This is a genomic window from Massilia sp. LXY-5, from assembly GCF_059801075.1.
The window spans coordinates 1,125,556-1,148,309 of record NZ_JBNNEH010000002.1; the positions used below are offsets into that span (position 1 = coordinate 1,125,556).

Genomic DNA, 22,754 nt, shown 5'->3' on the forward strand with positions numbered 1-22,754 from the left:
GCAGGCTAGGGTATCCCATCGGTCAATCGGGGGAACAGCATGAGCAAGGATTCCGACAATTTACGCATCAAGCCGGCCACCATGCCCGCCGGCGGCTGGGGCTCGGTGGGCGAGGTGGCGCACATCCTGTTCGACCAGCGCGCGGCGCTGAAGGACAGCGCGCTGCTGGCCAAGCAGAACAAGACGGACGGCTACGCCTGCGTCAGCTGCGCCTGGGCCAAGCCGGCCAATCCGCATCCCTTCGAATTCTGCGAGAGCGGCGCCAAGGCGACCGCCTGGGAAACCACCAGCAAGCGCATCGGCGCCGACTTTTTCGAGCGCCATACGGTGACCGAACTGGAAGCCTGGAGCGACCACCAGCTGGAAGACCAGGGCAGGCTCACTACCCCGCTGCGCTGGGACGCGGCCAGCGACAAGTACCGGCCGGTGGCCTGGGACACGGCCTTCGCCGAGATCGGCGCGGCCCTGCGGACGTACGAGCGCGAACAGGTCGTGTTCTACAGCTCCGGACGCGCCTCGCTCGAGACCTCCTACATGTACGGCCTGCTGGCGCGCATGTACGGCAACAACAACCTGCCCGACAGCTCGAACATGTGCCACGAAAGCACCTCGGTGGCGCTGCAGAAGACCATCGGCGACGGCGTCGGCACCGTGGTGCTGGACGACTTCGCGCAGACCGACTGCATCTTCTTCTTCGGCCAGAACGTCGGCGTGAACAGCCCGCGCATGCTGCACCAGCTGCAGGAAGCGCGCCGCCGCGGCGTGCCGATCATCACCTTCAATCCGCTGCGCGAGCGCGGCCTGGTGAGCTTCACCAATCCGCAGTCGCCGGTCGAGATGCTGACCGGGCAGGAGACGGCGATCAGCACCCAGCACCATCAGGTCAAGCCCGGCGGCGACACGGCGGCGATCATGGGCCTGGCCAAGGCCATCCTGGCGCTCGACGACGACGCGGTGGCGGCCGGCGCCCAGCGCGTGCTCGACACCGAATTCATCCAGGAGCACACGCAGGGCTTCAACGACTTCGCGCAGGCAGTGCGCGATTGCGGCTGGCCTGACATCGAACGCGAATCGGGCCTGAAGCGCGCGGCGCTGGAGAGTGCGGCGGCCGTGTATGCCGGTTCCAGCGCCGTGCTGGGCGTCTACGGCATGGGCCTGACCCAGCACCGCAACGGCGTGCAGAACGTGGCGATGATCGTCAACCTGCTGCTCCTGCGCGGGAACATCGGCAAGCCCGGCGCCGGCGTCTGTCCGGTACGCGGGCATTCGAACGTGCAGGGCCAGCGCACGGTCGGGATCACGGAAAAGCCGGAACTCGCGCCGCTCGACAAGCTGAAGGAACAGTACGGGTTCGAGCCGCCGACGAAGAAGGGCATGAACACGGTCGAAGCCTGCGAAGCGATCCTGGCGCGCAAGGTGCCGGCTTTCATTGCCCTGGGCGGCAACTTCCTGCGCGCCGTGCCCGAGACCGTGCTGATGGAAGCGGCCTGGCGCGAGATCCCGCTGACGGTGCAGATCGCGACAAAACTCAACCGCAACCACGTCATCCACGGCAAGGCCTCGTATATCCTGCCTTGCCTGGGGCGGATCGAGGTCGACCGCCAGCTCGGCGGCGAGCAGGCCGTCACGGTCGAGGACAGCACCGCCTGCATCCACGGCTCGCGCGGCATGGCGGAACCGGCCTCGCACGAGCTGCTGTCGGAACCGGCCATCGTCGCCGGCATCGCGCAGGCCACACTCGACCCGAATCCGCGCGTCGACTGGGACGCCTGGGTGGCGGACTACGGCAGCATCCGCGATGCCATTGCCGAAACCTATCCGGACATCTTCCACGACTTCAATGCGCGCATGTGGACGCCGGGCGGCTTTCGCAAGCCGGTCGGCGCGGCGCACCGGGTCTTCAGGACGGAAAGCGGCAAGGCGCAGTTCACGGCGCCCGAAGGCCTGGCGGGCGACCCCGACCTGAAGCAGAACCCGGCCACGATGCGCCTGTTCACGGTGCGCAGCGACGGCCAGTTCAACACAACGATCTACAGCCAGGACGATCGCTTCCGCGGCGTCTACGGCAGCCGCATGGTGCTCTTCATGAACCGCGCCGACCTGGCCAGACGGGCGCTGGCGCAGGGCGACATCGTCACCCTGCGCAGCGCCACCGACGACGGCGTCGAGCGCCAGGTCGCGGGCCTGGTGCTGGTGCCCTACGATATTCCGGAGGGGACGATCGCCGGCTACTTCCCGGAGTGTAATCCGCTGATCCCACTCTGGCACCACGCGAAGGAGAGCAAGGTGCCCGCCGCGAAAGCGATCGACGTGCTGGTCGAACGGACCGGGAGGGCGCGATGAACGCGGCCGAACCGTTTTTAGGTGGGGCCCCCGAGGCGACGCGGCGGCTGCCCGCCAGCCGCTGCGAGGGCGACAGGATGCAGGAGGGCAGCGAGCTGGTGGCCGACGAGGTGCCGGTGGCGCTGGTCTACAATGGCATCACGCATGCGGTGATGCTGGCGTCGCCGCTCGACCTGGAAGACTTCGCCCTCGGTTTTACGCTGGGCGAGCGCATCGTGCGCCATGCGCGCGACGTCTACGACATCGAGGTCGAACGCACGGCGCGCGGCATCGCCATCGAGATGCGCATCGCTTCCGGCGCCATGGCGCGCCTGAAAGGGACGCGGATGGCGCGCACGGGCAAGACCGGTTGCGGGCTGTGCGGCGTCGACAGCCTCGATTATTTCGAGCAGGAGGCCTGCCTGCCGGAAGCCCGCCCCTTGAACGAAGCGCGTTTCCAGGCCGCCGCGCTGCACCGCGCGATGAACGAGATGACAGGGCGCCAGCACCTGCACCAGGCAACCGGCGCCGTGCATGCCGCCGGCTGGGCCGGGCGCGACGGCCAGCTGCTGTGCGTGCGCGAAGACGTCGGCCGCCACAATGCGCTCGACAAGCTGGTCGGCGCGCTGGCGCGTGACAAAGTGGATGTGGGCGAGGGCTTTGCCGTGGTCACCAGCCGCGCCAGCTTCGAGATGGTGCAGAAGGCGGCGCGCGCCGGCTTTGGCCTGCTGGCCGCGATTTCGGCGCCGACGGCGCTGGCGGTGAACATGGCCGAGGGCGCCGGCCTGACCCTGGCCGGCTTCGTGCGCGGCGGGCGCCACGTGGTCTACAGTCACCCGCAGCGCTTGCTGGCCTAGCTGGCCTCGTCGGCCAGGGCCAGGGTGGCGGCCTCCCCGTCGAGCGGGCGGAAATAAAAATAGCCCTGCACGAAATCGCTGCCCATCTCGCGCAGGATGTCGAGTTCGGCGCGCGTTTCCACGCCTTCGGCGACCACGTCCAGCCCCAGCGTGCGGGCCAGCATGACCACCACTTCGGCGATCTGGCGCTTGTCGCTGTGGCTGTCCATGGCGCTGACAAAGGAGCGGTCGATCTTGAGCGTATCGATCGGCAGGCGCCTCAGGTGGCTGAGCGAGGAATAGCCGGTGCCGAAGTCGTCGAGGCTGAGGCGCACCCCGAGCGCCTTGAGTTCCTTGAACACCGCCAGCGCATGGTCGGCATCGGCCATCACGGCGCTTTCGGTCAGTTCCAGCTTCAGGCTGCCGTGGGCGATGCCGGTTTCCGCGAGCACGCGCGTCACGACCTTCACCAGTTCGCCGCCCGCCAGCTGGACGGCGGAGACGTTGACGCTCATGCTCAAGGGCAGGGCGCGCCCGCGCTGCCATTCGCGCAGCTGGAGGCAGGCTGCCTCCAGCACCCAGCTGCCGATCTGCCCGATCAGGCCCACTTCCTCGGCCACCGGGATGAACTCGAGCGGCGAGATCATGCCCAGCACCGGATGGCGCCAGCGCAGCAGCGCTTCGAAGCCGCTGATCATGCCGTCGCCCGGCGTGATGATCGGCTGGTATTGCAGGAACAGCTGGTTCGCGTCCAGCGCGAGGCGCAGCTCGGCCTCCAGCGTGAGGCGGCGCAGCGCGCCTTCCTGCATCGTCTGGTCGAACATCATCCAGCGCGCACGGCCGTTCTGCTTGGCGTGGTACATCGCGATGTCGGCGTCGCGCAGCATCACCTGTACGTCTTCGTAGCCGCTGGAACTCATCGCGATGCCGATGCTGGCGGTGACGAACACGTGCTGCTGGCCGACGACGATGGGCGTGGCCAGGGCCTTGAGCAGGCGTTCGGCGACCCGGATCGGCGTGGCGGGGCCGGTCACGTTGTCGAGCAGGATGGTGAACTCGTCGCCGCCCAGGCGCGACACGACATAGTCGCCGTCGGCGGCCTCGCGCGCCACCAGGTCGTTCTGGCGCAGGCAGGCGGTCAGGCGCCGCGCGGTGGCGACGATCACCTGGTCGCCGGCCTGGTGGCCGAGACCGTCGTTGATCGCCTTGAAGCGGTCGAGATCGACGAACAGGACGGCGAACTGGTAGTCCGGGATGCGCTGCGAGCGCACCAGGAAATGGTCGAGGCGGTCGAGGAAGAGCTTGCGGTTGCCGAGCTGGGTCAGCGGGTCGTGCAGCGCGTCGTGTACCAGCCGGTCCTGGGCGCGGCGGCGCTCGATCACCCGTCCGAGCTGGGTTCCGATCTGCGCCATCAGGCGCAGCATCGATTCGTCCGGCGTCTGCAGCTCGCGGCTGAAGAACTCGAGCACGGCCACCACTTCGTTGCCGATCACGACCGGGAAGGCGAACAGGGAGGACAGGCCGAGCTGCACCAGCAGCGGCATGCGCGGATAGTCGCCGGCATTCGCCGCGCCGGCGTTGGCCCAGGCCGGCGCCGCGGTGCTGACCACCCGGGCGGGCAGGCCGACTTCGCCCGCGAAGACCATGGACTCGCTCAGCCGGCGCAGGGCGTCGAAACGGCCCGCGCCTTCGTCGTGCCAGATGGGCGTGGAGTCGAGCGGCGCGCCGGCGCCGCCTTCAGGCACCAGCAACAGGTGGCCGAGCGGCCAGGCGGCGTAGCGGCACACGGCTTCGAGCGCACGGCGCATCGCGTCGTCGACGCCCGCCGCTTCGTTGGCGGCGACCGCAATGCTCTCGAGCAGGCCGATTTCCTGCTGGCGCTGGAACAGGTCGCGCAGGCCGCGCTCGGCGATCGCTTCGGCTTCCTGGCGCGCCGCCGTCTCGCGGCGCAGGCGCCGCTGCAGGCGTGCGATTTCTGCGTCCGCGGGGTTCGAGAGGGCGCCGGCTTCGCCTGCGTTCACGCGCGGAACCGCACGTGGAAGCTGCACTTGGCCGCGCCGTGGTGCATGCACTCGGGCTGGCTGATCTCGGCCTGCTGGCCGTAGTGCTCGGCCGCGCCGGCCATGAAGCCCTCGGCCAGCGCGCACAGGCGGCGCGCCGAGTTATAGCCAATGACGAGGCGCTCGCTGTCGCCGGTGTCGAAATCGAAGACCGGCGGCGCCGCGCCCGGATACAACTTGCGCACCTCGGGATGGATGATGCTGTTCAGGGTGAGGAGAAAACTGCGCGTGTCCGGATGGCCGGAAAAGAAGGTCGGGTAGCGCTTCGCCAGCAGCGGCATGGCGCGCCGCCCGAACCAGCGCAGCACGTCCGGTTCGGGAATCCCGAGCGCCTTTGATGCCACGCCGACCAGGCGCACGATCTCGGCGTCGTCATAGCTGCCGAGCGAGGTGTAGGCACCGTCGAGGCCGGCGTCGTCGAGCAAGCGGTCCCAGGTTGCGTCGCCGAACTCGGTGCTGACTGCCTCTTCCAGCAGATTGAATACGATGCCTTTCATGCCATTTTTCCAGATAAAGTGATTATGCAGGGCGGGATTTTAACCGCAGACTGTTGCTAGCGGGCAAGGTTGATGTAACAAATCAGCGATATGGCACGTTCGGCATGCATATGGCGCCGAGGTGTTGTGAGATTGCAGCATTCCGGGCCTGCCCCGCACGCCTTCAGGCCGCCCGGCTCATTCCTCGTCGCGCAGTTTCTCGAAAATCGCCAGCGCCGCTTCATCCAGGCCGTCGACGACGAAGGGATCGTCGGGCGCATACTCGGCCGCGTCGACCAGCATGCGCAGCCTGGCCAGGCGCCCGCCCTTGGCCAGGGCCTGGGCAAGGACTGGCGCGTCGGGCCGGCCCGCGGCCTCGATTGCCGCCGCCACCGTTTCGGGAAACTCCCACAGGCGCGCGATGCATGCCGACAGGGTGCGCGCATGCAGGAACAGGCCGGCAATGAAGGGGTCCGACCAGGGCAGCGCTTCGTCCGGGCACAGCTGGTCGACCAGGCGGAACGAGACCACCAGGCCGACGTTTTCCATCAGCCCGGCCAGGTAGGCGTCGAAGGCGTTCGCGCGCAGGCCTGGCGCGAGCAGGCTGGCGGCCAGGGCGCTCTTTTCGGACTGGCGCCAGATCAGCGGCGCGGTGCGCCGGGCCACGCGTCCGCTCTGCATGCTGACGATCGGGCGGAAGGCCACGCGCGCCAGCAGCATGCGCATGCCGTTCTGCCCGAGCAGCATGATGGCGCCCTGGATGCTGTTGATCGGCGGACCCGAATGGTAGCGCGGCAGGTAGGCCGGGCGGTTCGCTTCGCGGTAGACCTCGGCCACGAGCACCATGTCCTGGCTGAGCTGGCGCGACAGTTCGGCGGCGTTCATGTCCTCGCCCTGCAGGGTGCGCATCAGCTGCGGGATGATCTCCGGAACCCGCGGCACCAGCGCGGCGCCGGCCACCGGCGCCTGCGTCAGGCGCGCCAGCTCGTCGAGAATGCGCAGCTCGAGCTGCGCCGGGGCGCGTGGCGGCGGCGCGGCGGCCAGCCAGCGGTACCAGGCGGCGTCGATCTCGAAGGCCGTAGCGGGGGCGGCGTCGAGCGCGTCCGGCGCCGTCCCGGGGGGCGGCGTACCCGTCCCGGGTGCTTGCGCACCGCCCAACAATTTGCCGAACCAACCCATACGACTGCTACCCGATAAGAATGCCAGCTCGGGATTTTACATGAGGATGCCGTCCCGGTCCGGCCCGGATCAGCGGTCCACTACCTGGCGCGGCACCAGGGCCAGCATGCAGGCGCCCAGCAGCAGGGCGCCGGCGGTGAGCCACAGGCCGGCGCCCTGTTTTCCCGTGAAGTCGTTCAGCCAGCCGACCAGGGAGGGCGAGAAGAAACCGGCCAGGTTGGCGATGCAGTTGATGGTGGCGATCCCCGCCGCCGCCGTCATCCCGCCCAGGAAGGCGGTCGGCAAGGCCCAGAACTGGGAGGTGCCGCAGATCGCGCCGGCCGCCGCCGCGCTGAGCAGGGCCAAGGCCGTCGTCACGCCGTCGGTGAAGGGCAGGGCGAACAGGGCCGCCGCCGCAACCAGCATCGGCACGCCGCAGTGCAGGCGCCGGGCCAGGGTGCGGTCGGAACTGCGGCCGACCAGCGGCAGGCAGAGCAGGGCGACGGCGTAGGGAATCGCCGCCAGCAGGCCGACCGTGCCGACGCCGGCCACCCCGGCATTCCTGAGGATGGCCGGCAGCCAGAAGGTGATGCCGTACTGGCCCATCACGATGCAGAAGTAGATGGCGGTCAGCAGCCACAGGCGGCGGTCGGCGAAGAAGTCCTTGACCGAATGGTGGGCCACCTTGCCGTCTTCCTCCTTCGCGATATTGCGTTGCAGGACGGCCTTTTCGTCGGGCGTGAGCCATTTCGCGGCGCCGATGCTGTCGTCCAGGTAGAACAGGATCGCGATGCCGAGCAGGAGCGAGGGCACGGCTTCCAGTGCGAACAGCCATTGCCAGCCTGCCAGGCCGTGCAGCCCGGAGAAGGATGCCATGACCCAGCCCGAGAGCGGTGCGCCGACGATGCTCGCCAGCGGGATCGCCATGAAGAAGATCGCCATCACTTTCGCCCTGCGCGCCGACGGGAACCAGTAGGTGATATACAGGATGACGCCCGGCGCGAAGCCCGCCTCGGCCACGCCCAGCAGGAAGCGCAGCACGTAGAAGGCGGTGGGCGACTCGACCACGCTGAAGCTGGCCGAAATCATGGCCCAGGTGATCATGATGCGCGCCAGCCAGCGGCGGGCGCCGAAGCGGTGCAGCACCATGTTGCTCGGCACCTCGAACAGGAAGTAGCCGATGAAGAAGACGCCGGCGCCGAGGCCGTAGACGGTGTCGCTCCAGCCCAGGTCACTGAGCATCTGCAACTTGGCGAAGCCGACGTTCACCCGGTCCAGGTAGGCGCCGAGGTAGCACAGCATGAGGAAGGGGACCAGGCGGCGCATCACCTTGGCATAGGCGCGCGTTTCGATATCGAGGGCGGGTGCGGAGGAGTCCGCGACGGCGCCGGCCGTGGAAAGGACGGAATGCGATTTCATGTTTGTCTCCAAAAAACCGTTCTGGTGCCCGGGGATCAGCTTCCACACGCGGCACATTTTATTGGCTGCGCGGCCCGGAGGTCTGTGCCTCCTGGCTGGCCGCGCGCCGCGTACTGTCTAGCTTAGCCAGCGCTTGATGCTGGCTGCCATGGCATCGAGCGAGATGCCGTAGCGGTCGTGCAGCGTCGGCAGCGCGCCGGCGTCGAGGAAGGCATCCGGCAGCGCGACCTGGCGGAAGCGCGCCGGCGCCACCCCGGCGCGCAGCAGCGTGCCCGCCACCGCTTCGCCCAGCCCGCCGACGACCGAGTGGTTTTCCGCCACCACCACCAGGCGCCCCGGTTTCGAGGCTTCGCGGATCACGGCCTCTTCGTCGAGCGGCTTGATGGTCGGCGTGTGCAGCACCGCCACGCCGACGCCGTCGCCGCGCAGCTGCTCGGCCACTTCCAGCGCGCGCATCGTCATGATGCCACTCGAGATGACCAGCACCTCGCGCCCGTCGCGCAGCAGTTTCGCCTTGCCCAGCTCGAAGCGGTAATCGTACTCGTCCAGCACCAGCGGCACCTTGCCGCGCAGGAGGCGCATGTAGACCGGGCCCTGGTGGGCGGCGATCGCATGCGTGGCCTGCTCGGTGTCGAGCGCATCGCAGGGGTCGACGATGGTCAGGCCCGGCACGCCGCGGAAGATCGCGATGTCCTCGGTCGCCTGGTGGCTGGGGCCGTAGCCGGTGGTCAGGCCGGGCAGGGCGCAGACCATCTTGACGTTCAGGTTTTCCTCGGCGATCACCTGGTGGATGAAATCATAGGCCCGGCGCGCGGCGAACACGGCGTAGGTCGTGACGAAGGGCGTGAACCCTTCCTTGGCCATGCCGCCGGCGGCGCCCATCAGGAGCTGCTCGGCCATCCCCATCTGGAAGAAACGCTGCGGGAACTCCTTGGCGAAGATGTGCAGGTCCGTGTATTTCGCCAGGTCGGCGCTCATGCCGACGATGTCCGGCCGTTCGCCGGCGAGCTGCACCAGGGCGTGGCCGAAGGGCGCGCTCTGGGTGCGCTGGCCTTCGCCGGCGATCGAGGCGATCATGGCCGAGGTGGTCAGGCGCGGTTTGGTGAGGGTTGCCTGGTTCATTGGGTGTCTCCTGCATGGTTTGCGTCGAGGATCGCGATGGCTTGCTGCCATTCGTCGGCTTCGACCCGGATGAAGTGGTTCTTGTCGCGCTCTTCCAGGAAGGGCACGCCGCTGCCCATCAGGGTCTCGAACAGGATCACGCGCGGCTGCGCTTGATCGTGGGCGCGGGCCGCGTCGAAGGCGGCGCGCACGGCGCCGATGTCGTTGCCGTTCACGCGCTGGACGAACCAGCCGAAAGCGGCCCACTTGTCGGCCAGCGGTTCGAAGCCGAGGATCTTGCCGGAGGGGCCATCGGCCTGCTGGTTGTTGATGTCGACCAGGGTGACCAGGTTGCCGAGCCCGTGGTGGGCGGCCGACAGCGCCGCTTCCCAGGTCGAACCTTCGTCCAGTTCGCCGTCCGACATCGAGTTGTAGACGAAGGCGGGATTGCCCTTCTGGCGCAGGCCGAGCGCCATGCCGACCGCGATGCTCAGGCCCTGGCCGAGCGAGCCGCCCGAGATCTCCATTCCGGGGGTGTAGGTTGCCATGCCCGACATCGGCAGGCGGCTGTCGTCGCTGCCGTAGGTCTCCAGTTCGGACTCGGGAATGATGCCCGCCTCCAGCAGGGCGGCATAGAGGGCGATGGCGTAATGGCCGTGCGAGAGCAGGAAGCGGTCGCGGCCTTCCCATTCGGGCGCATCCGGCCGATAATTCAGCGCATGGCGGTAGGATACGGCGAGGATATCGGCCATGCCCAGGGCCTGGCCGACATAGCCCTGGCCCTGGACTTCGCCCATGCGCAGGGCGTAGCGGCGGATGCGGTAGGCTGCGCCGCGCAGGGCGGCCAGGCTGTCTTGTTGCTCCATGTTGGGTCTCCAGTGGTTGAATGGATCGCTGTCTGAGGCAGCGCTTGATGGACCCAGTGTATAAATGGACCCATGAACCGTATAGCGAGTATTTTTGAGCCATAGATGAAACCAGTTCAGCGATACCGCGCCCTGCGCAAGGCCTCCCTCAAGGGCCTGCAAGCCTTCGAGGCCGCCTACATGCACCGTTCCTTCGCCAGCGCCGCCCAGGAGCTGTCGATCACGGCCTCGGCGGTGAGCCATTCGATCCAGACGCTGGAAGAGGCGCTCGGCACGCTGCTGTTCGAGCGCGCGCGGCGCGGCGTGGTGCCGACCGAGGCCGGGGCGCGCCTGTTCGAGGTGATCCGGCGCTCCTTCGGCGAGATCGACGACGAGCTGCGCACCATCCTCGACCGCAGCAGCAGCCAGCAGCAGGTGGTGACGATCCAGTGCGCGCCGAGCTTCGCCGCGATCTGGCTGATGCCGCGCCTGCCGGCCTTCTTGCGCGCCCATCCGGACATGGACGTCCGCTTGTGGGCGGTGCACCAGGCGCCGGATTTTTCGAACAGCGGCGTCGACGTCGCGGTGACCTACGGCCGCCCGCCCGCGTCGGCCGGCATCCACGTCGAGCCGATCTCGCGGCGCGAGCGCTACCTGCCGGTGTGCAGCCCGGCCCTGGTCGAGGGCTGGACCTTGCCGCTGCCGGCCGCCGACATCGAGAATTTCTACCTGATCCAGAACGATGTCTCGCTGACGTCGTGGGACGAGTGGATCGCGCGCTTCGCGCCCGGTTGCCTGAACCCCGTGCGCGGGCTGCGCCTGGACCGCGCTTTCATGACGCTCAGTGCGGCCGAGAACGGACTGGGGATGTGCATCGAGTCGACCGTGCTGGTGCACGACTACCTGCGCGATGGGCGGCTGGTGTGTCCGTTCGGGGAACTGGCCATCGAGGCGACCGCGCATTACCTGGCGGTGCCCAAAAGCCGCGAGGGGCTCGGGGCGGTGCACACGGTGCTGGAGTGGATACGGGGGTTTGTGGATGGGGAGAAGAGCGACCCGAATGGGGGCGCCTGAGGACGCGTAGGGTGGGCTCTCGAGCCCACGCGGTCGTACCTGTGCACACCGCAGTGTTCGCGAACAGCACTTTCCATATGCATGCGTGGTTCCGCGTGGGCTCGAGAGCCCACCCTACGGGCACCTATGCCGGTCAGTGGATCAGCATCCCCCCATTCACATCGAGCGTGATGCCCGTGCAATAGGCCGACAAGTCGCTGGCGAGGAAGACGACGGCGCCGGCGATGTCGTTCGCCCGTCCCAGGCGCGCCAGCGGAATGTCCCGGGCGATCTCGCCTTTTCTCTCCTCGGTCAGCTTGCCCTTGATGATGTCGGTCGCGATCAGGCCGGGCGTGATGGCGTTGACGCGGATGTTGTCCGGGCCGAACTCGCGCGCCATCGCCCGCGTCAGCCCCAGCACGCCGGCCTTGGCCGCCGAGTAGTGCGGTCCGCCCAGGATCCCGCCGCCGCGCTGGGCCGACACCGACGAGGTCGAGATGATGCTGCCGCTGCCCTGGCGCTGCATGGCCGGCAGCACTGCCTGCGACATCAACAGCGTGCCGCGCAGGCTGACGTCGAGCACGGCGTCGTAGTCGGCCGCCGAGATATCGAGCGTCTTGCGCGCCTGGGTGATGCCGGCGTTGTTGAACAGGATGTCGATGCGGCCGTATTTCTCCACGGCGGCCGCGGCGGCGGCTTCGCATTGCTCCTTGCTGGTGACGTCGGCCACCACCCCGAGGTGCCCCGTGCCCAGTTCGGCGGCGGCCGCGGCCGGATTGGCGGCGGCCAGGTCGAGGATCACGACTTGCGCGCCGTGCGCGGCCAGCATGCGGGCGGTGGCGAAGCCCAGGCCGTTGGTGCCGGCGCCGCCGGTTACGATTGCCACGCGTTCCTTGAGTAACATGTTGTGTCTCCATGGGTGTTGGTTGTAAGCCCATGTTCGCGGACCGTGGCCGCGCGCGCAAACGAGGAAAACTCAGGGCGGGGCGAATTGGATTCATGCCAGGTCACCAGCCGATAGCCTCAAGCGCGGCTGTCCGGTATGGCGGCGCTTAGGCGTGCACGGGCATCCATGCGACAATTCCGCGCATGATGACCTTATCGGATTTCCAGGCGCTGTTTCGCGTCACTCCTTATCCCTATCTCGTGATGACGCCCGACCTGACCATCGTCGGCGCCAGCGGAGCCTACCTGCGCTCGGTCCAGCGCACCGAAGAAGACATCGTCGGGCGCAACGTGTTCGAGGCCTTTCCGGCCGAGGAAAGCAATGCCGAGGCCACCAACATCACCGAAGTAAAAGCCTCGATGCTGCGCGCGCTGGCCAAGGGGCAGCCGGACACCAGCGCTTTCGTGCGCTACGCGGTCGAGGTCAATACGCCGGAAGGGAAGAAGTACGAGGAACGCTACTGGAGCACCGTGCACACGCCGGTGCTGGGCGAGGATGGGCAGCCCGTTCTTCTGTTCCAGAATGCGGTCGACGTCACCGAGCTGTATCGCTACGACCAGCAGTCCGAGGTCGCGACCCTGCAGCTGACGCCGCCGAGCGACAGCCATGCCGAAAACTTCAACCGCGCCCAGATGCACGAGGCGCTCTCGCGCATCCTGAACAACGAGCGCGAGCACCTGCGCAGCCTGTTCAACCAGGCGCCCGGTTTCGTCGCCGTGCTGATGGGACCCAAGCACGTGTTCGAGATGGTCAACGAAGCCTATTACCAGCTGGTCGGGCATCGCGAACTGATCGGCAAGGCGGTGTGGGAGGCGCTGCCCGAGGTGGCGGGGCAGGGCTACGAAGAATTCCTCGACCAGGTGTACCGCACCGGCGAGGCCTGGACCACGCGCGCGATGCCGATCTCGGTCCAGCGCGAGCGCAACGGCCCGATCAGCCAGCGCTACATCGACCTGGTGTACGAGCCCTACAAGGACCAGTACGGCACCACGATCGGCATCTTCGCGCAAGGCTACGACGTCACCGACGCGGTCGAGGCGCAGGCCGCCAAGCGCGAGAGCGAAGAGCGCCTGCGCGACGGCATGGATGCGGCCAGGATGGCGGTCTGGGACTGGGATTTCGCGAGCGGCGAGCTGGCCTATTCGGACAACATCGGCCTCGTGCTCGGCTTCACACCGGGCGGGATGGACGGCGTCGGCGCGCATATCCATCCGGACGACCGCGAAACGATAGACCGCGCCCACCGCGAAGCGGTCGACGGCGCCGGCAGCTACCAGGAGGTGCTGCGCTTCATCCGGCCCGACAACGGCAGGCAGGTATGGCTCGACAGCCGCGGCAAGGTCCGCTTCGACGAGGAAGGCCGGGCGGTCAGCATGCGCGGCGTGACGGTCGACGTGACCGAGCGCTACCAGGCCGAATTCGAGCTGCGCGAATCGAACCGCAAGAAGGACGAGTTCCTCGCCATGCTGGCGCACGAGCTGCGCAACCCGCTGGCGCCGATCAGCACCGCAGCCGAGATGCTGCGCCTGGCAAATGCCACCGACCCCCGCACCAGGAAGGCAAGTGAGGTCATCAGCCGCCAGGTGAAGCACATGACGGCGCTGGTGGACGACCTGCTGGACGTCTCGCGCGTCACGCGCGGGCTGGTCGAGCTGGAACGCGAGCTGGTCGACATCAAGGCGGCCGTGGCCAACGCCGTCGAGCAGGCGCGGCCCCTGATCGAGGCGCGCCGCCACGCGCTCACGGTGCGCACCGACGCCAGCCAGGCGACCGTGCTGGGCGACCGCACGCGCCTGGTGCAGGTGATCGCCAACCTCCTGAACAACGCGGCCAAGTACACGCCCCAGGGCGGCGAGATCGCGCTCGCGGTGCACGCCCAGGCCGACCAGGGTTGGGTCGACATCGGCGTGATCGACAACGGCATCGGTATCGACGCCAGGCTGCTGCCGCATATCTTCGAGCTCTTCACCCAGGCCGAACGCACGCCCGACCGCGCGCAGGGCGGCCTCGGGATCGGCCTGGCGCTGGTCAAGACGATGGTGGCGCTGCACGGCGGTGTCGTGACGGCCGCCAGCGACGGACCGGGCGCCGGCAGCACGTTTACGATCCGCCTGCCGGCCGTCACCCAGGGCGTGAAGGACCGGATCGAGGGCGCGGCAAGGGAGGGCGCCCTGGCGGGTCCGGCGCCGCTGCAGATCATGATCGTCGACGACAACGTCGACGCCGCCGAGTCGCTGGCCGTGCTGCTGGACGCGCAAGGCCACCGCGTGCAGGTGGAAGCGCACCCCGTGCAGGCGCTCGCCGCCGCGCGCCAGGACCCGCCCGAGGTTTTCATCCTCGACATCGGCCTGCCGGAGATGGACGGCTACGAACTGGCGCGCCGCCTGCGCGCCGATCCGGCGACCGGTTCCGCGCTGTTCATCGCGCTCACCGGCTACGGCCAGGCGCACGACCGCATCCTGTCGAAGTCGAGCGGCTTCGAGCATCACTTCGTGAAGCCGATGGATACGGACAGGCTGGGGCAGGTGCTGTCGACGGTGCGCGGCGCCAGGCCGGCCTGAGTGGCTACCGACAGGCCGGTAACCGATGATAAACTTTTAACTGTCAGCTTTATACACCGCGAGCGCGCATGCACATTACCTTCGAATCCCCTGATCAACCCGACGTGCATGCGCTGATCGCTGAGCTCGATGCCTACCTGTATTCGCTGTATCCCGCCGAGAACGTGTATGCGCTCGACATCTCCTCGCTGCAGCACCCGGGCGTGCTGTTCGCCGTCGCGCGCGACGCCGCCGGCGCCGCACTGGGCTGCGGGGCCATCGTCCTGAAGCCGGAATACGGCGAAGTCAAGCGGATGTACGTGCGCCCGCAAGCACGCGGCCGCGGCCTCGCACGGCGGCTGATCGAAACGCTGGAAGGCAAGGCGGCGGAGCAGGGGTGCCGCAGGTTCATGCTGGAAACGGGACCGACGCAACCGGAAGCGCTGATCGTTTACGAGCGCCTGGGTTACCGGTACCGCGGCCCGTTCGGCGATTATCCGGACGATCCGCTGTCTGTGTTCATGCAGAAGGACGCTGCCAGAGGCCGATCAGGAGGCTGGCGTCAGGTCCGTCCCGATCTCAGCTGGTTTCCCCTGCCATCGAACGCTCGACGAGTTCCCGATTGATCGTCCCGGATGCGTCCAGTTCGCGTTCCGCCAGCGCGCGCACTTCCGCCGCTTCCAGGCCGTCGAGCAGGGCACGGCGCAAATCAACGGCCTCGGCTTGCTTGCCCTGTCCGCGCAGCACGGCCATGGCGAGCTGCACGTCCCTGGTGAGGTTCATCAGCTCCGCGGCGACTCGTGGGGCCTGGCCGGAAGGCGGGAACAGCGGCATGCTGCGGGCGTTCCGGTTGACCTCACCCAGCATGGCGAGGGGATCGCGGCGGTAACGGTCCGCCAGGTTGAAGTCGCCGGCCTCGACCACCGCTGGCAGGGCAAGCCCGGCATAGCGGCGTGCAAAGGCGGGCTGGGCAGCGTCGAGCCGGGCGAAGAGCTCGTAGGTCGGCCGCGTGTCGCCCAGGATCCGGTCGATCTCGACCACGAGCGAAAATCGGGTGAGACGTGGGAAGCTGTCTTCCTTGCCGTCGCCGGCACCGCGGTACAGGTCGCCGGCCAGCGCCCGCGCCGCCTGCTCTGCGCGGATGGCGGACAGGGAGCGGCGGGCCGGCGCGTAGTCTTCGGCCAGCGCCTGGAACTCCACCATCAGGATGAAATGGCGCGACCTGGACGGTTCGGACTCGCGCTCGAACTCGGCAAATAGGTGCTCCAGCAGGGCCAGGGCTTCGTCGAACCGTTTTTGCTCGCGCAACTTGCTTATTTCATACTCACGTGAATCGAGATCGGGCATGCCGTATCTTTCCAGGTCGGTTCAAGATGGTGAGGTTACAAACGGAAGCGCCGATCAATACTCGCGCCGGTCCGGCTTAATTTCCTGCAGGATCGTGGTCGAGATCTCCTCGATCGACTTGGTGGTCGACGACAGCCAGCGGATCCCTTCGCGCTTCATCATCATCTCCGCCTCGTTCACCTCATAGCGGCAGTTCTCGATCGACGCATACTTGCTGCCGGCGCGGCGCTCTTCGCGGATCTGGGCCAGGCGCTCGGGCGTGATCGTCAGGCCGAACAGCTTGTGCTTGAACGGCGGCAAGGACGAAGGCAGCTTGCCGCGCTCGAAGTCGTCGGGAATGAGCGGATAGTTGGCCGCCTTGATGCCGTACTGCATTGCAAGATACAGGCTGGTCGGCGTCTTGCCGGAGCGCGAGACGCCCACCAGGATGACGTCGGCCTCGGCCAGGTTCTTGTGCGACTGGCCATCGTCATGTGCCAACGAGAAATTGATTGCCTCGATGCGGTTCTTGTATTCCTCCGAATCGACGACATTGTGGATGCGGCCGATCGTGTGCGTGGATTTCACGCCCAGTTCCATCTCGAGCGGGGCGACGAAGGTCTGGAACAGGTCCATGTGCATGCCGTTCGACGCGCGGATCACGCCCGACAGGTCGTGCTTCACCAGGGTCGAGAAGACGATCGGGCGCTGGTTGTCGGCGGCATAGTGTTCGTTGATACGGCGCGCGGCGTCCCTGGCCTTGTCGAGCGTGTCGATGAAAGGGATGCGGATCTGGCGGAAACGCATCTCGAACTGGCTCAGCACCGCGTGGCCGAAGGTCTCCGCGGTGATGCCGGTACCGTCGGAAACGAAGAACACGGTGCGGGTCGGCGGGGGCAGCGAAGGGCGGGCGTCGAGCGTCATGGTATTTTTTTATTAATACTGTCGGGTTTGCAGTGTTGTGCGATGTGAATCCGGGGCACACGGGGTAGAATGCTCGGCAACGGATTTTGCATTGTGCTGCACCGCGCCAAGAATAACAAGAACACGCATCCGCAGCCGCACCAAAGGTTTCCATCATCAAGTAAGGTGTATTACCATGACTAACCTGTCTAATGCAGTATTGAAAGAACCCGAGCAAGGGGCGAGTGTCTACGTTGCCCCGTTCGAAAACCTGCGCATGACCGATGTCGAATCGGTCGGCGGCAAGAACGCCTCGCTCGGCGAAATGATCAGCCAGCTCGCCGAAGCCGGCGTGCGCGTGCCGACCGGCTTCGCCACCACGGCCCAGGCCTTCCGCGACTTCCTCGAGCATTCGATCGACGGCGGTCCTTCGCTCGCCGACCGCATCGCCACCCGCCTCGAAGGCCTCGACATCGACGACGTGCGCTCGCTCGCCGCCGCTGGCGCCGAGATCCGCCAGTGGATCGTCGAAACCCCGTTCCAGCCGCGCCTGGAAAACGAAATCCGCAGCTATTACGAGCGCCTGGTCGCCGACTCGACCGCCGAGATGTCCTTTGCCGTGCGTTCCTCGGCCACCGCCGAAGACCTGCCGGACGCCTCGTTCGCGGGCCAGCAGGAAACCTTCCTGAACGTGGTCGGCATCGACAACGTGCTGGAAGCGATGAAGCACGTCTTCGCCTCGCTCTACAACGACCGCGCGATCTCGTACCGCGTCCATAAAGGCTTCACCCACGCCGAAGTCGCCCTGTCGGCCGGCGTGCAGCGCATGGTGCGCTCGGACCTGGGCGCCGCCGGCGTCATGTTCACGATCGACACCGAATCCGGTTTCAAGGACGTCGTCTTCATCACCTCGAGCTACGGCCTGGGCGAGACCGTGGTGCAGGGCGCGGTCAACCCGGACGAGTTCTACGTCCACAAGCCGATGCTGGCCCAGGGCAAGAAGCCTGTCATCCGCCGCAACATCGGCTCGAAGCTGATCAAGATGGAATTCACCAGCGAGGCGAAAGCCGGCCGTTCCGTGAAAACCGTCGACGTGCCGATCGAGATGCGCAACCGTTATTCGCTGACCGACGAGGAAGTCGTCGAGCTGGCCAAGTATGCCGTCATCATCGAGAACCACTACGGCCGTCCGATGGACATCGAGTGGGGCAAGGACGGCCGCGACGGCAAGCTGTTCATCCTGCAGGCGCGTCCGGAAACCGTGAAATCGCAGCAGAAGGCGACCGACGCCCAGCAGCGTTTCAGCCTGAAGGGCAGCGGCACGGTGTTGACGCAGGGCCGTGCGATCGGCCAGAAGATCGGCGCCGGTCCGGTGCGCGTGATTACCGACCCGTCGGAAATGGAACGCGTGCAGCCGGGCGACGTGCTGGTGGCCGACATGACCGACCCGAACTGGGAACCGGTCATGAAGCGCGCCTCGGCCATCGTCACCAACCGCGGCGGCCGCACCTGCCACGCGGCCATCATCGCCCGTGAACTGGGCGTGCCGGCAGTCGTCGGCTGCGGCGACGCGACCGAAGTGCTGAAGGACGGCACCTTCGTCACCGTCTCCTGCGCCGAAGGCGACGAAGGCAAGATCTACGACGGCCTGCTGGAAACGGAAATCACGGAAGTATCGCGCGGCGAACTGCCGCCGATCGCGACCAAGATCATGCTCAACGTCGGCAACCCGCAGCTGGCCTTCGACTTCCAGTCGGTGCCGAACAACGGCGTCGGCCTGGCGCGTCTCGAGTTCATCATCAACAACAACATCGGCGTGCACCCGAAGGCCATCCTCGAGTACCCGAACATCGACGCCGACCTGAAGAAGGCGGTGGAATCGGTCGCCCGCGGCCACGCTTCGCCGAAAGCCTTCTACGTCGACAAGCTGGCCGAAGGCGTGGCGACCATCGCCGCCGCCTTCTGGCCGAAGCCGGTCATCGTGCGCCTGTCCGACTTCAAGTCGAACGAGTACAAGAAGCTGATCGGCGGTTCGCGCTACGAGCCGGACGAAGAAAACCCGATGCTGGGCTTCCGCGGCGCCGCGCGCTACCTGGCCGAAGACTTCGCCGAAGCCTTCGAGATGGAATGCATCGCGATGAAGCGCGTGCGCGAAGAGATGGGCCTGACCAACGTCGAGCTGATGATCCCGTTCGTGCGCACCCTGGGCCAGGCCGAGAAGGTCATTGCCCTGCTGGCGAAATACGGCCTGAAGCGCGGCGAAAACGGCCTGCGCGTCATCATGATGTGCGAAGTGCCGTCGAACGCCATCCTGGCCGAGCGCTTCCTCGAACACTTCGACGGCTTCTCGATCGGTTCCAACGACCTGACCCAGCTGACCCTGGGCCTGGACCGCGACTCCGGCATGCCGCTGCTGGCCGCCGATTTCGACGAGCGCGACCCGGCCGTGAAAGCCATGCTGTCGCTGGCGATCAAGGCCTGCCGCGCGCAGGGCAAGTACATCGGCATCTGCGGCCAGGGTCCTTCGGACAATCCTGACTTCGCACAGTGGCTGGTGGAAGAGGGCATCGAGTCGATGTCGCTGAATCCGGACTCGGTGATCGAGACCTGGCAGAAGCTGGCGAAGATGTAAGCTTCGCTGGACCGGAAAAACCCTCGCTCACCTTGCTGGTGGCGAGGGTTTTTTTTCGCACCGGCGATGCGCCAAAAAAAACGCCAACCGAATGGTTGGCGTGTGCGTCGTACCTTGCCGGCTTTAGTTGCAGCCGCCGGCTGCCTGTCGTTCCATGAACCGCTCGGCGCGGTGGCGGGACATGCGCATCAAGAGGCGCGTGACAGTTCTGACCAATCGTTTCATTTCCATCTCCTGGGATTGCATTGCGGTGCATCCTGCGATCACCGATACTCCCTTTATAGGCCGGTTCCGGCCCTTGCGCCAATTCTCGTTGGCAATGACAGATATTTCAGTGATGAATGAATTGTTCAAGATACTGCTTTCGGGACGATAATGTCGTGGGTCGCGATTAAGAATTTATTAATAGCCTAACGGCAACAAAAGTCTTGACTCATCCCGGGAACGGGTTAAACTTTTGGTAACCCTCGTCAGCCCTGCGGCGGCGGGGGTTTTTCACATTGACTGGAGAGATACATGCGCCTCGCACCCTTGCTCCTCACCCTGGCGGGTATGCTGGTCTCGCACGCCGTCCTTGCGGCCGAGCCAACTTTCTGCCATTCCGTCTGCGACAGCGAACGCCGTGCCTGCAAGGCCGACGTGGCGCAGCTGGCGGCCGAAGACGGCGAGGGCCTGCTGGTGATGCAGGAGAAAAACCAGCTGGCGCGCACGGCTGCGAAGACTGGCGCACCTTCGCCGGAGCCGGTGCGGGCCGGCGAGCACTCGGCGGTGCAGAACCGGCGCATCGTGCGCACGGCGGCCTGCGAGAGCACCTGGCAGCGCTGCGAACGAACCTGCAAGGCGCCCGAGGCCAAGGCGCCGGTCTCGCCGATTTTCACGCCGCGCAAGAGCGGCTGAGTACTGCCCGACAGGAGAACGCCATGCTTGATTGGATGAACTGGCTGGTCGGTGCGGGGATCCTGGTGATCGCCGAACTGTTCACCGGCACCTTTTATTTGCTGATGATCGCCATTGGCCTGGCCTTCGGCGGCATCGCCGCGCTGCTGGGCTTGAGCGGACCGATCCAGACGCTGGTCGCGGCCGTGGTCGGCGTCGTCGCCACCAGCATCCTGCACCGCAGCCGTTTCGGCCGGCCGGCCAAGGGAAGCGCCAACCGCGACCACAACGTGAACCTCGACATCGGCGAGCGTGTCAGCGTTCCCAGCTGGCAGGGCGGCCGGGCGCGCGTGATGTACCGCGGTGCGCTGTGGGATGTCGAACTCGGCCCGGGCGCGCTGCCCGAAGCCGGCGAATACCGCATCGTCGAAGTGCAGGGCAGCCGCCTGATCGTCGCAAATTCATAAACAAACGAATACTCATCTTGAAAGCATGCTCATGGAATTCTCGTTCGGAACGGTAGCGCTGGTCATTTTCATCATCGCGATGGTCTTCGTCTTCAAGACGATCAACGTCGTCCCCCAGCAGCACGCCTGGGTGGTCGAGCGCCTCGGCAAGTACCACGCGACGCTGGCGCCGGGCCTGAACATCGTGATCCCCTTCATCGACCGCATCGCCTACAAGCACGTGCTCAAGGAAATCCCGCTCGACGTGCCGCCGCAAGTCTGCATCACCAAGGACAACACCCAGTTGCAGGTGGACGGCATCCTGTACTTCCAGGTGACCGACGCCATGCGCGCCTCCTACGGCGCGTCGAACTACATCCAGGCCATCACCCAGCTGGCGCAAACCACGCTGCGCTCGGTGATCGGCAAGATGGAGCTCGATAAAACCTTCGAGGAGCGCGACCACATCAACACCACGATCGTCAACGCCATCGACGAGTCGGCCGCGAACTGGGGCGTGAAGGTGCTGCGCTACGAGATCAAGGATTTGACGCCGCCGGCCGAGATCCTGCATTCGATGCAGCGCCAGATCACCGCCGAGCGCGAAAAACGGGCACTGATTGCGGCGTCCGAGGGACGGCGCCAGGAGCAGATCAACATCGCCAGCGGCGAACGCGAAGCCTCGATCGCGCGTTCCGAAGGCGAGCGCCAGGCCGCGATCAACCGCGCCCAGGGCGAGGCGAGCGCGATCGTCGCCATCGCCGAGGCCAGCGCCACGGCGCTGCGCCAGGTGGGCGCCGCGATCCGCGATCCGGGTGGCGAAGACGCGATGAACCTGCGCGTGGCCGAACACTATGTCGACGCCTTCGGCAAGCTGGCCAAGACGAATAACTCGATCATCGTGCCGGCCAACCTGGGCGAGATGAGCGGGCTGATTGCCAGCGCGCTGCAGATCGTGAAGACGCAGAAATGACCGGGGCACCAACGCCGCGGGTCATCATCATCACCGGCGCCTCCGACGGCATCGGCGCCGAGATGGCGCGCCAGCTGGCGGCGAAGGAGGGCGCGGGCCTGGCGCTGGTGCTGGCCGCCCGCAACGCCGCGCAGCTGGACGCAGTGGCGGCCGAATGCGCCGCTTTCGGTGCACAGGTGCTCGCGGTGCCGACCGATGTGGGCGTGCAGATCCAGTGCCGCAGGCTGGTGATCACGGCCGTCGAACGCTTCGGCCGCATCGATGTCCTGGTCAACAACGCCGGGCGCTCGGCGCACGCCCTGTTCGAAGAGGTCGAGGACCTCGGCTGGTATGAAGAGCTGATGCGGGTGAACCTGTGGGGCAGCGTCTGGTGCACCCAGGCGGCGCTTCCGCATCTCAAGGATGCGCGCGGCAGCATCGTCGCCGTCTCCTCGCTCGCAGGCCTGATCGGCGTGCCGGGACGCACCGCCTACAGCGCCACCAAGTTCGCGATGACCGGCTTCTTCGAGGCGCTGCGGGCGGAAGTGAAGGGCGCCGGCGTGAGCGTGACGACAGCGTATCCGGGCGTGGTCGCAACCAGAATCCGCTATCGCGGCTTCAATGCGCAGGGCGAGGCGGCGGGAGCGAGCGGCTTGAAGGAAGAGGGCGCGATGAGCGTCGAGGAGTGCGCGCGCCTGATCATCGAGGGCATGAATGCGCGCAGGCGCGAGGTGGTGATGTCGGCCAAGGGGAAGCTCGGGCGCTTCCTCAAGCTGCTGGCGCCGGGCATGGTCGAAAAAATGGCGTTGGCGGCCTTGAAGGACGAAGTCAAGCCGCATGGGTAGGCAAGACCACGAACATGC

At 66.7% G+C, this 22,754-nt stretch carries 20 protein-coding genes; 10 read left to right on the plus strand and 10 right to left on the minus strand.

The window, feature by feature from the left end:
• Positions 1–39: 39 nt before the first annotated feature.
• Together ACI48I_RS08630 and fdhD are read left to right on the plus strand one after the other, a co-directional pair.
• A complete protein-coding gene (locus ACI48I_RS08630; RefSeq protein ID WP_498573911.1) occupies positions 40–2,343 on the plus strand; it encodes an FdhF/YdeP family oxidoreductase in 2,304 nt (767 codons plus the stop codon).
• Positions 2,340–3,179 carry a formate dehydrogenase accessory sulfurtransferase FdhD gene (gene fdhD, locus ACI48I_RS08635; RefSeq protein WP_498573912.1) on the plus strand — a complete coding sequence of 280 codons (840 nt, stop codon included), beginning with the start codon at positions 2,340–2,342 and terminating at the stop codon, positions 3,177–3,179. The genes ACI48I_RS08630 and fdhD overlap by 4 nt, the downstream gene beginning before the upstream one ends.
• Here fdhD and ACI48I_RS08640 read toward each other — a convergent pair.
• The 6 genes from ACI48I_RS08640 to ACI48I_RS08665 form a co-directional block, all read right to left on the minus strand.
• Entirely contained in the window at positions 3,176–5,179 is a 2,004-nt protein-coding gene (locus ACI48I_RS08640) for a putative bifunctional diguanylate cyclase/phosphodiesterase (RefSeq protein ID WP_498573913.1), read from the minus strand. The two genes, fdhD and ACI48I_RS08640, sit on opposite strands and share 4 nt — an antisense overlap.
• Positions 5,176–5,715 (minus strand): heme NO-binding domain-containing protein, encoded by a 540-nt coding sequence (locus tag ACI48I_RS08645; protein ID WP_498573914.1) that lies wholly within the window; start codon positions 5,713–5,715, stop codon positions 5,176–5,178. The genes ACI48I_RS08640 and ACI48I_RS08645 overlap by 4 nt, the downstream gene beginning before the upstream one ends.
• A 177-nt stretch (positions 5,716–5,892) precedes the next feature.
• The gene (locus tag ACI48I_RS08650; protein WP_498573915.1) at positions 5,893–6,873 is read right to left on the minus strand and encodes an HDOD domain-containing protein; all 981 of its coding nucleotides are present in this window, start codon (positions 6,871–6,873) and stop codon (positions 5,893–5,895) included.
• A gap of 69 nt (positions 6,874–6,942) precedes the next feature.
• Positions 6,943–8,271, minus strand: a complete 1,329-nt coding sequence (locus ACI48I_RS08655) for an MFS transporter (RefSeq protein ID WP_193685485.1) — start codon at positions 8,269–8,271, stop codon at positions 6,943–6,945.
• A gap of 117 nt (positions 8,272–8,388) precedes the next feature.
• The gene (locus tag ACI48I_RS08660; protein WP_498573916.1) at positions 8,389–9,393 is read right to left on the minus strand and encodes a transketolase family protein; all 1,005 of its coding nucleotides are present in this window, start codon (positions 9,391–9,393) and stop codon (positions 8,389–8,391) included.
• Complete coding sequence (locus tag ACI48I_RS08665; protein WP_498573917.1) at positions 9,390–10,238, minus strand: transketolase; 849 nt, start codon at positions 10,236–10,238, stop codon at positions 9,390–9,392. Before ACI48I_RS08665 ends, ACI48I_RS08660 begins: the two co-directional genes overlap by 4 nt.
• Positions 10,239–10,343: 105 nt before the next feature.
• Between ACI48I_RS08665 and ACI48I_RS08670 the strand changes: the two genes are divergently transcribed.
• Positions 10,344–11,291 carry a LysR substrate-binding domain-containing protein gene (locus ACI48I_RS08670; RefSeq protein WP_193685488.1) on the plus strand — a complete coding sequence of 316 codons (948 nt, stop codon included), beginning with the start codon at positions 10,344–10,346 and terminating at the stop codon, positions 11,289–11,291.
• Between the two features lie 133 nt (positions 11,292–11,424).
• On the opposite strand, the gene ACI48I_RS08675 is transcribed toward ACI48I_RS08670, so the two are convergent.
• Positions 11,425–12,174 (minus strand): SDR family NAD(P)-dependent oxidoreductase, encoded by a 750-nt coding sequence (locus tag ACI48I_RS08675; protein WP_193685489.1) that lies wholly within the window; start codon positions 12,172–12,174, stop codon positions 11,425–11,427.
• A gap of 185 nt (positions 12,175–12,359) precedes the next feature.
• On the opposite strand from ACI48I_RS08675, the gene ACI48I_RS08680 reads away from it, so the two are divergent.
• Positions 12,360–14,777: a hybrid sensor histidine kinase/response regulator gene (locus ACI48I_RS08680; RefSeq protein ID WP_498573918.1), complete on the plus strand. Its 2,418-nt coding sequence runs from the start codon at positions 12,360–12,362 to the stop codon at positions 14,775–14,777.
• A gap of 68 nt (positions 14,778–14,845) precedes the next feature.
• Positions 14,846–15,382, plus strand: a complete 537-nt coding sequence (locus ACI48I_RS08685; RefSeq protein WP_498573919.1) for a GNAT family N-acetyltransferase — start codon at positions 14,846–14,848, stop codon at positions 15,380–15,382.
• On the opposite strand, the gene ACI48I_RS08690 is transcribed toward ACI48I_RS08685, so the two are convergent.
• Both ACI48I_RS08690 and ppsR read right to left on the minus strand, forming a co-directional pair.
• On the minus strand, positions 15,336–16,064 hold the full coding sequence (locus tag ACI48I_RS08690) for a hypothetical protein (RefSeq protein WP_498573920.1): 729 nt from the start codon (positions 16,062–16,064) through the stop codon (positions 15,336–15,338). The genes ACI48I_RS08685 and ACI48I_RS08690 overlap by 47 nt on opposite strands.
• Before the next feature lie 93 nt (positions 16,065–16,157).
• Positions 16,158–17,006 carry a posphoenolpyruvate synthetase regulatory kinase/phosphorylase PpsR gene (gene ppsR / locus ACI48I_RS08695; protein ID WP_193685493.1) on the minus strand — a complete coding sequence of 283 codons (849 nt, stop codon included), beginning with the start codon at positions 17,004–17,006 and terminating at the stop codon, positions 16,158–16,160.
• Between the two features lie 256 nt (positions 17,007–17,262).
• Here ppsR and ppsA point away from each other — a divergent pair, with 256 nt between their 5' ends.
• Entirely contained in the window at positions 17,263–19,617 is a 2,355-nt protein-coding gene (gene ppsA / locus ACI48I_RS08700; RefSeq protein ID WP_498573977.1) for a phosphoenolpyruvate synthase, read from the plus strand.
• A gap of 123 nt (positions 19,618–19,740) precedes the next feature.
• On the opposite strand, the gene ACI48I_RS08705 is transcribed toward ppsA, so the two are convergent.
• Positions 19,741–19,971, minus strand: a complete 231-nt coding sequence (locus ACI48I_RS08705; protein WP_498573921.1) for a hypothetical protein — start codon at positions 19,969–19,971, stop codon at positions 19,741–19,743.
• A 162-nt stretch (positions 19,972–20,133) separates the two neighbouring features.
• Between ACI48I_RS08705 and ACI48I_RS08710 the strand changes: the two genes are divergently transcribed.
• Genes ACI48I_RS08710 through ACI48I_RS08725 form a run of 4 tightly spaced genes read left to right on the plus strand, consistent with a single transcriptional unit; the run spans position 20,134 to position 22,736 of the window.
• On the plus strand, positions 20,134–20,514 hold the full coding sequence (locus ACI48I_RS08710) for a hypothetical protein (protein WP_498573922.1): 381 nt from the start codon (positions 20,134–20,136) through the stop codon (positions 20,512–20,514).
• A gap of 23 nt (positions 20,515–20,537) precedes the next feature.
• The gene (locus ACI48I_RS08715) at positions 20,538–20,960 is read left to right on the plus strand and encodes an NfeD family protein (protein WP_193685499.1); all 423 of its coding nucleotides are present in this window, start codon (positions 20,538–20,540) and stop codon (positions 20,958–20,960) included.
• Positions 20,961–20,991: 31 nt separating this feature from the next.
• Positions 20,992–21,912 carry an SPFH domain-containing protein gene (locus ACI48I_RS08720; protein ID WP_193685500.1) on the plus strand — a complete coding sequence of 307 codons (921 nt, stop codon included), beginning with the start codon at positions 20,992–20,994 and terminating at the stop codon, positions 21,910–21,912.
• A complete protein-coding gene (locus ACI48I_RS08725; RefSeq protein WP_498573923.1) occupies positions 21,909–22,736 on the plus strand; it encodes an SDR family oxidoreductase in 828 nt (275 codons plus the stop codon). Before ACI48I_RS08720 ends, ACI48I_RS08725 begins: the two co-directional genes overlap by 4 nt.
• Positions 22,737–22,754 lie beyond the last annotated feature (18 nt).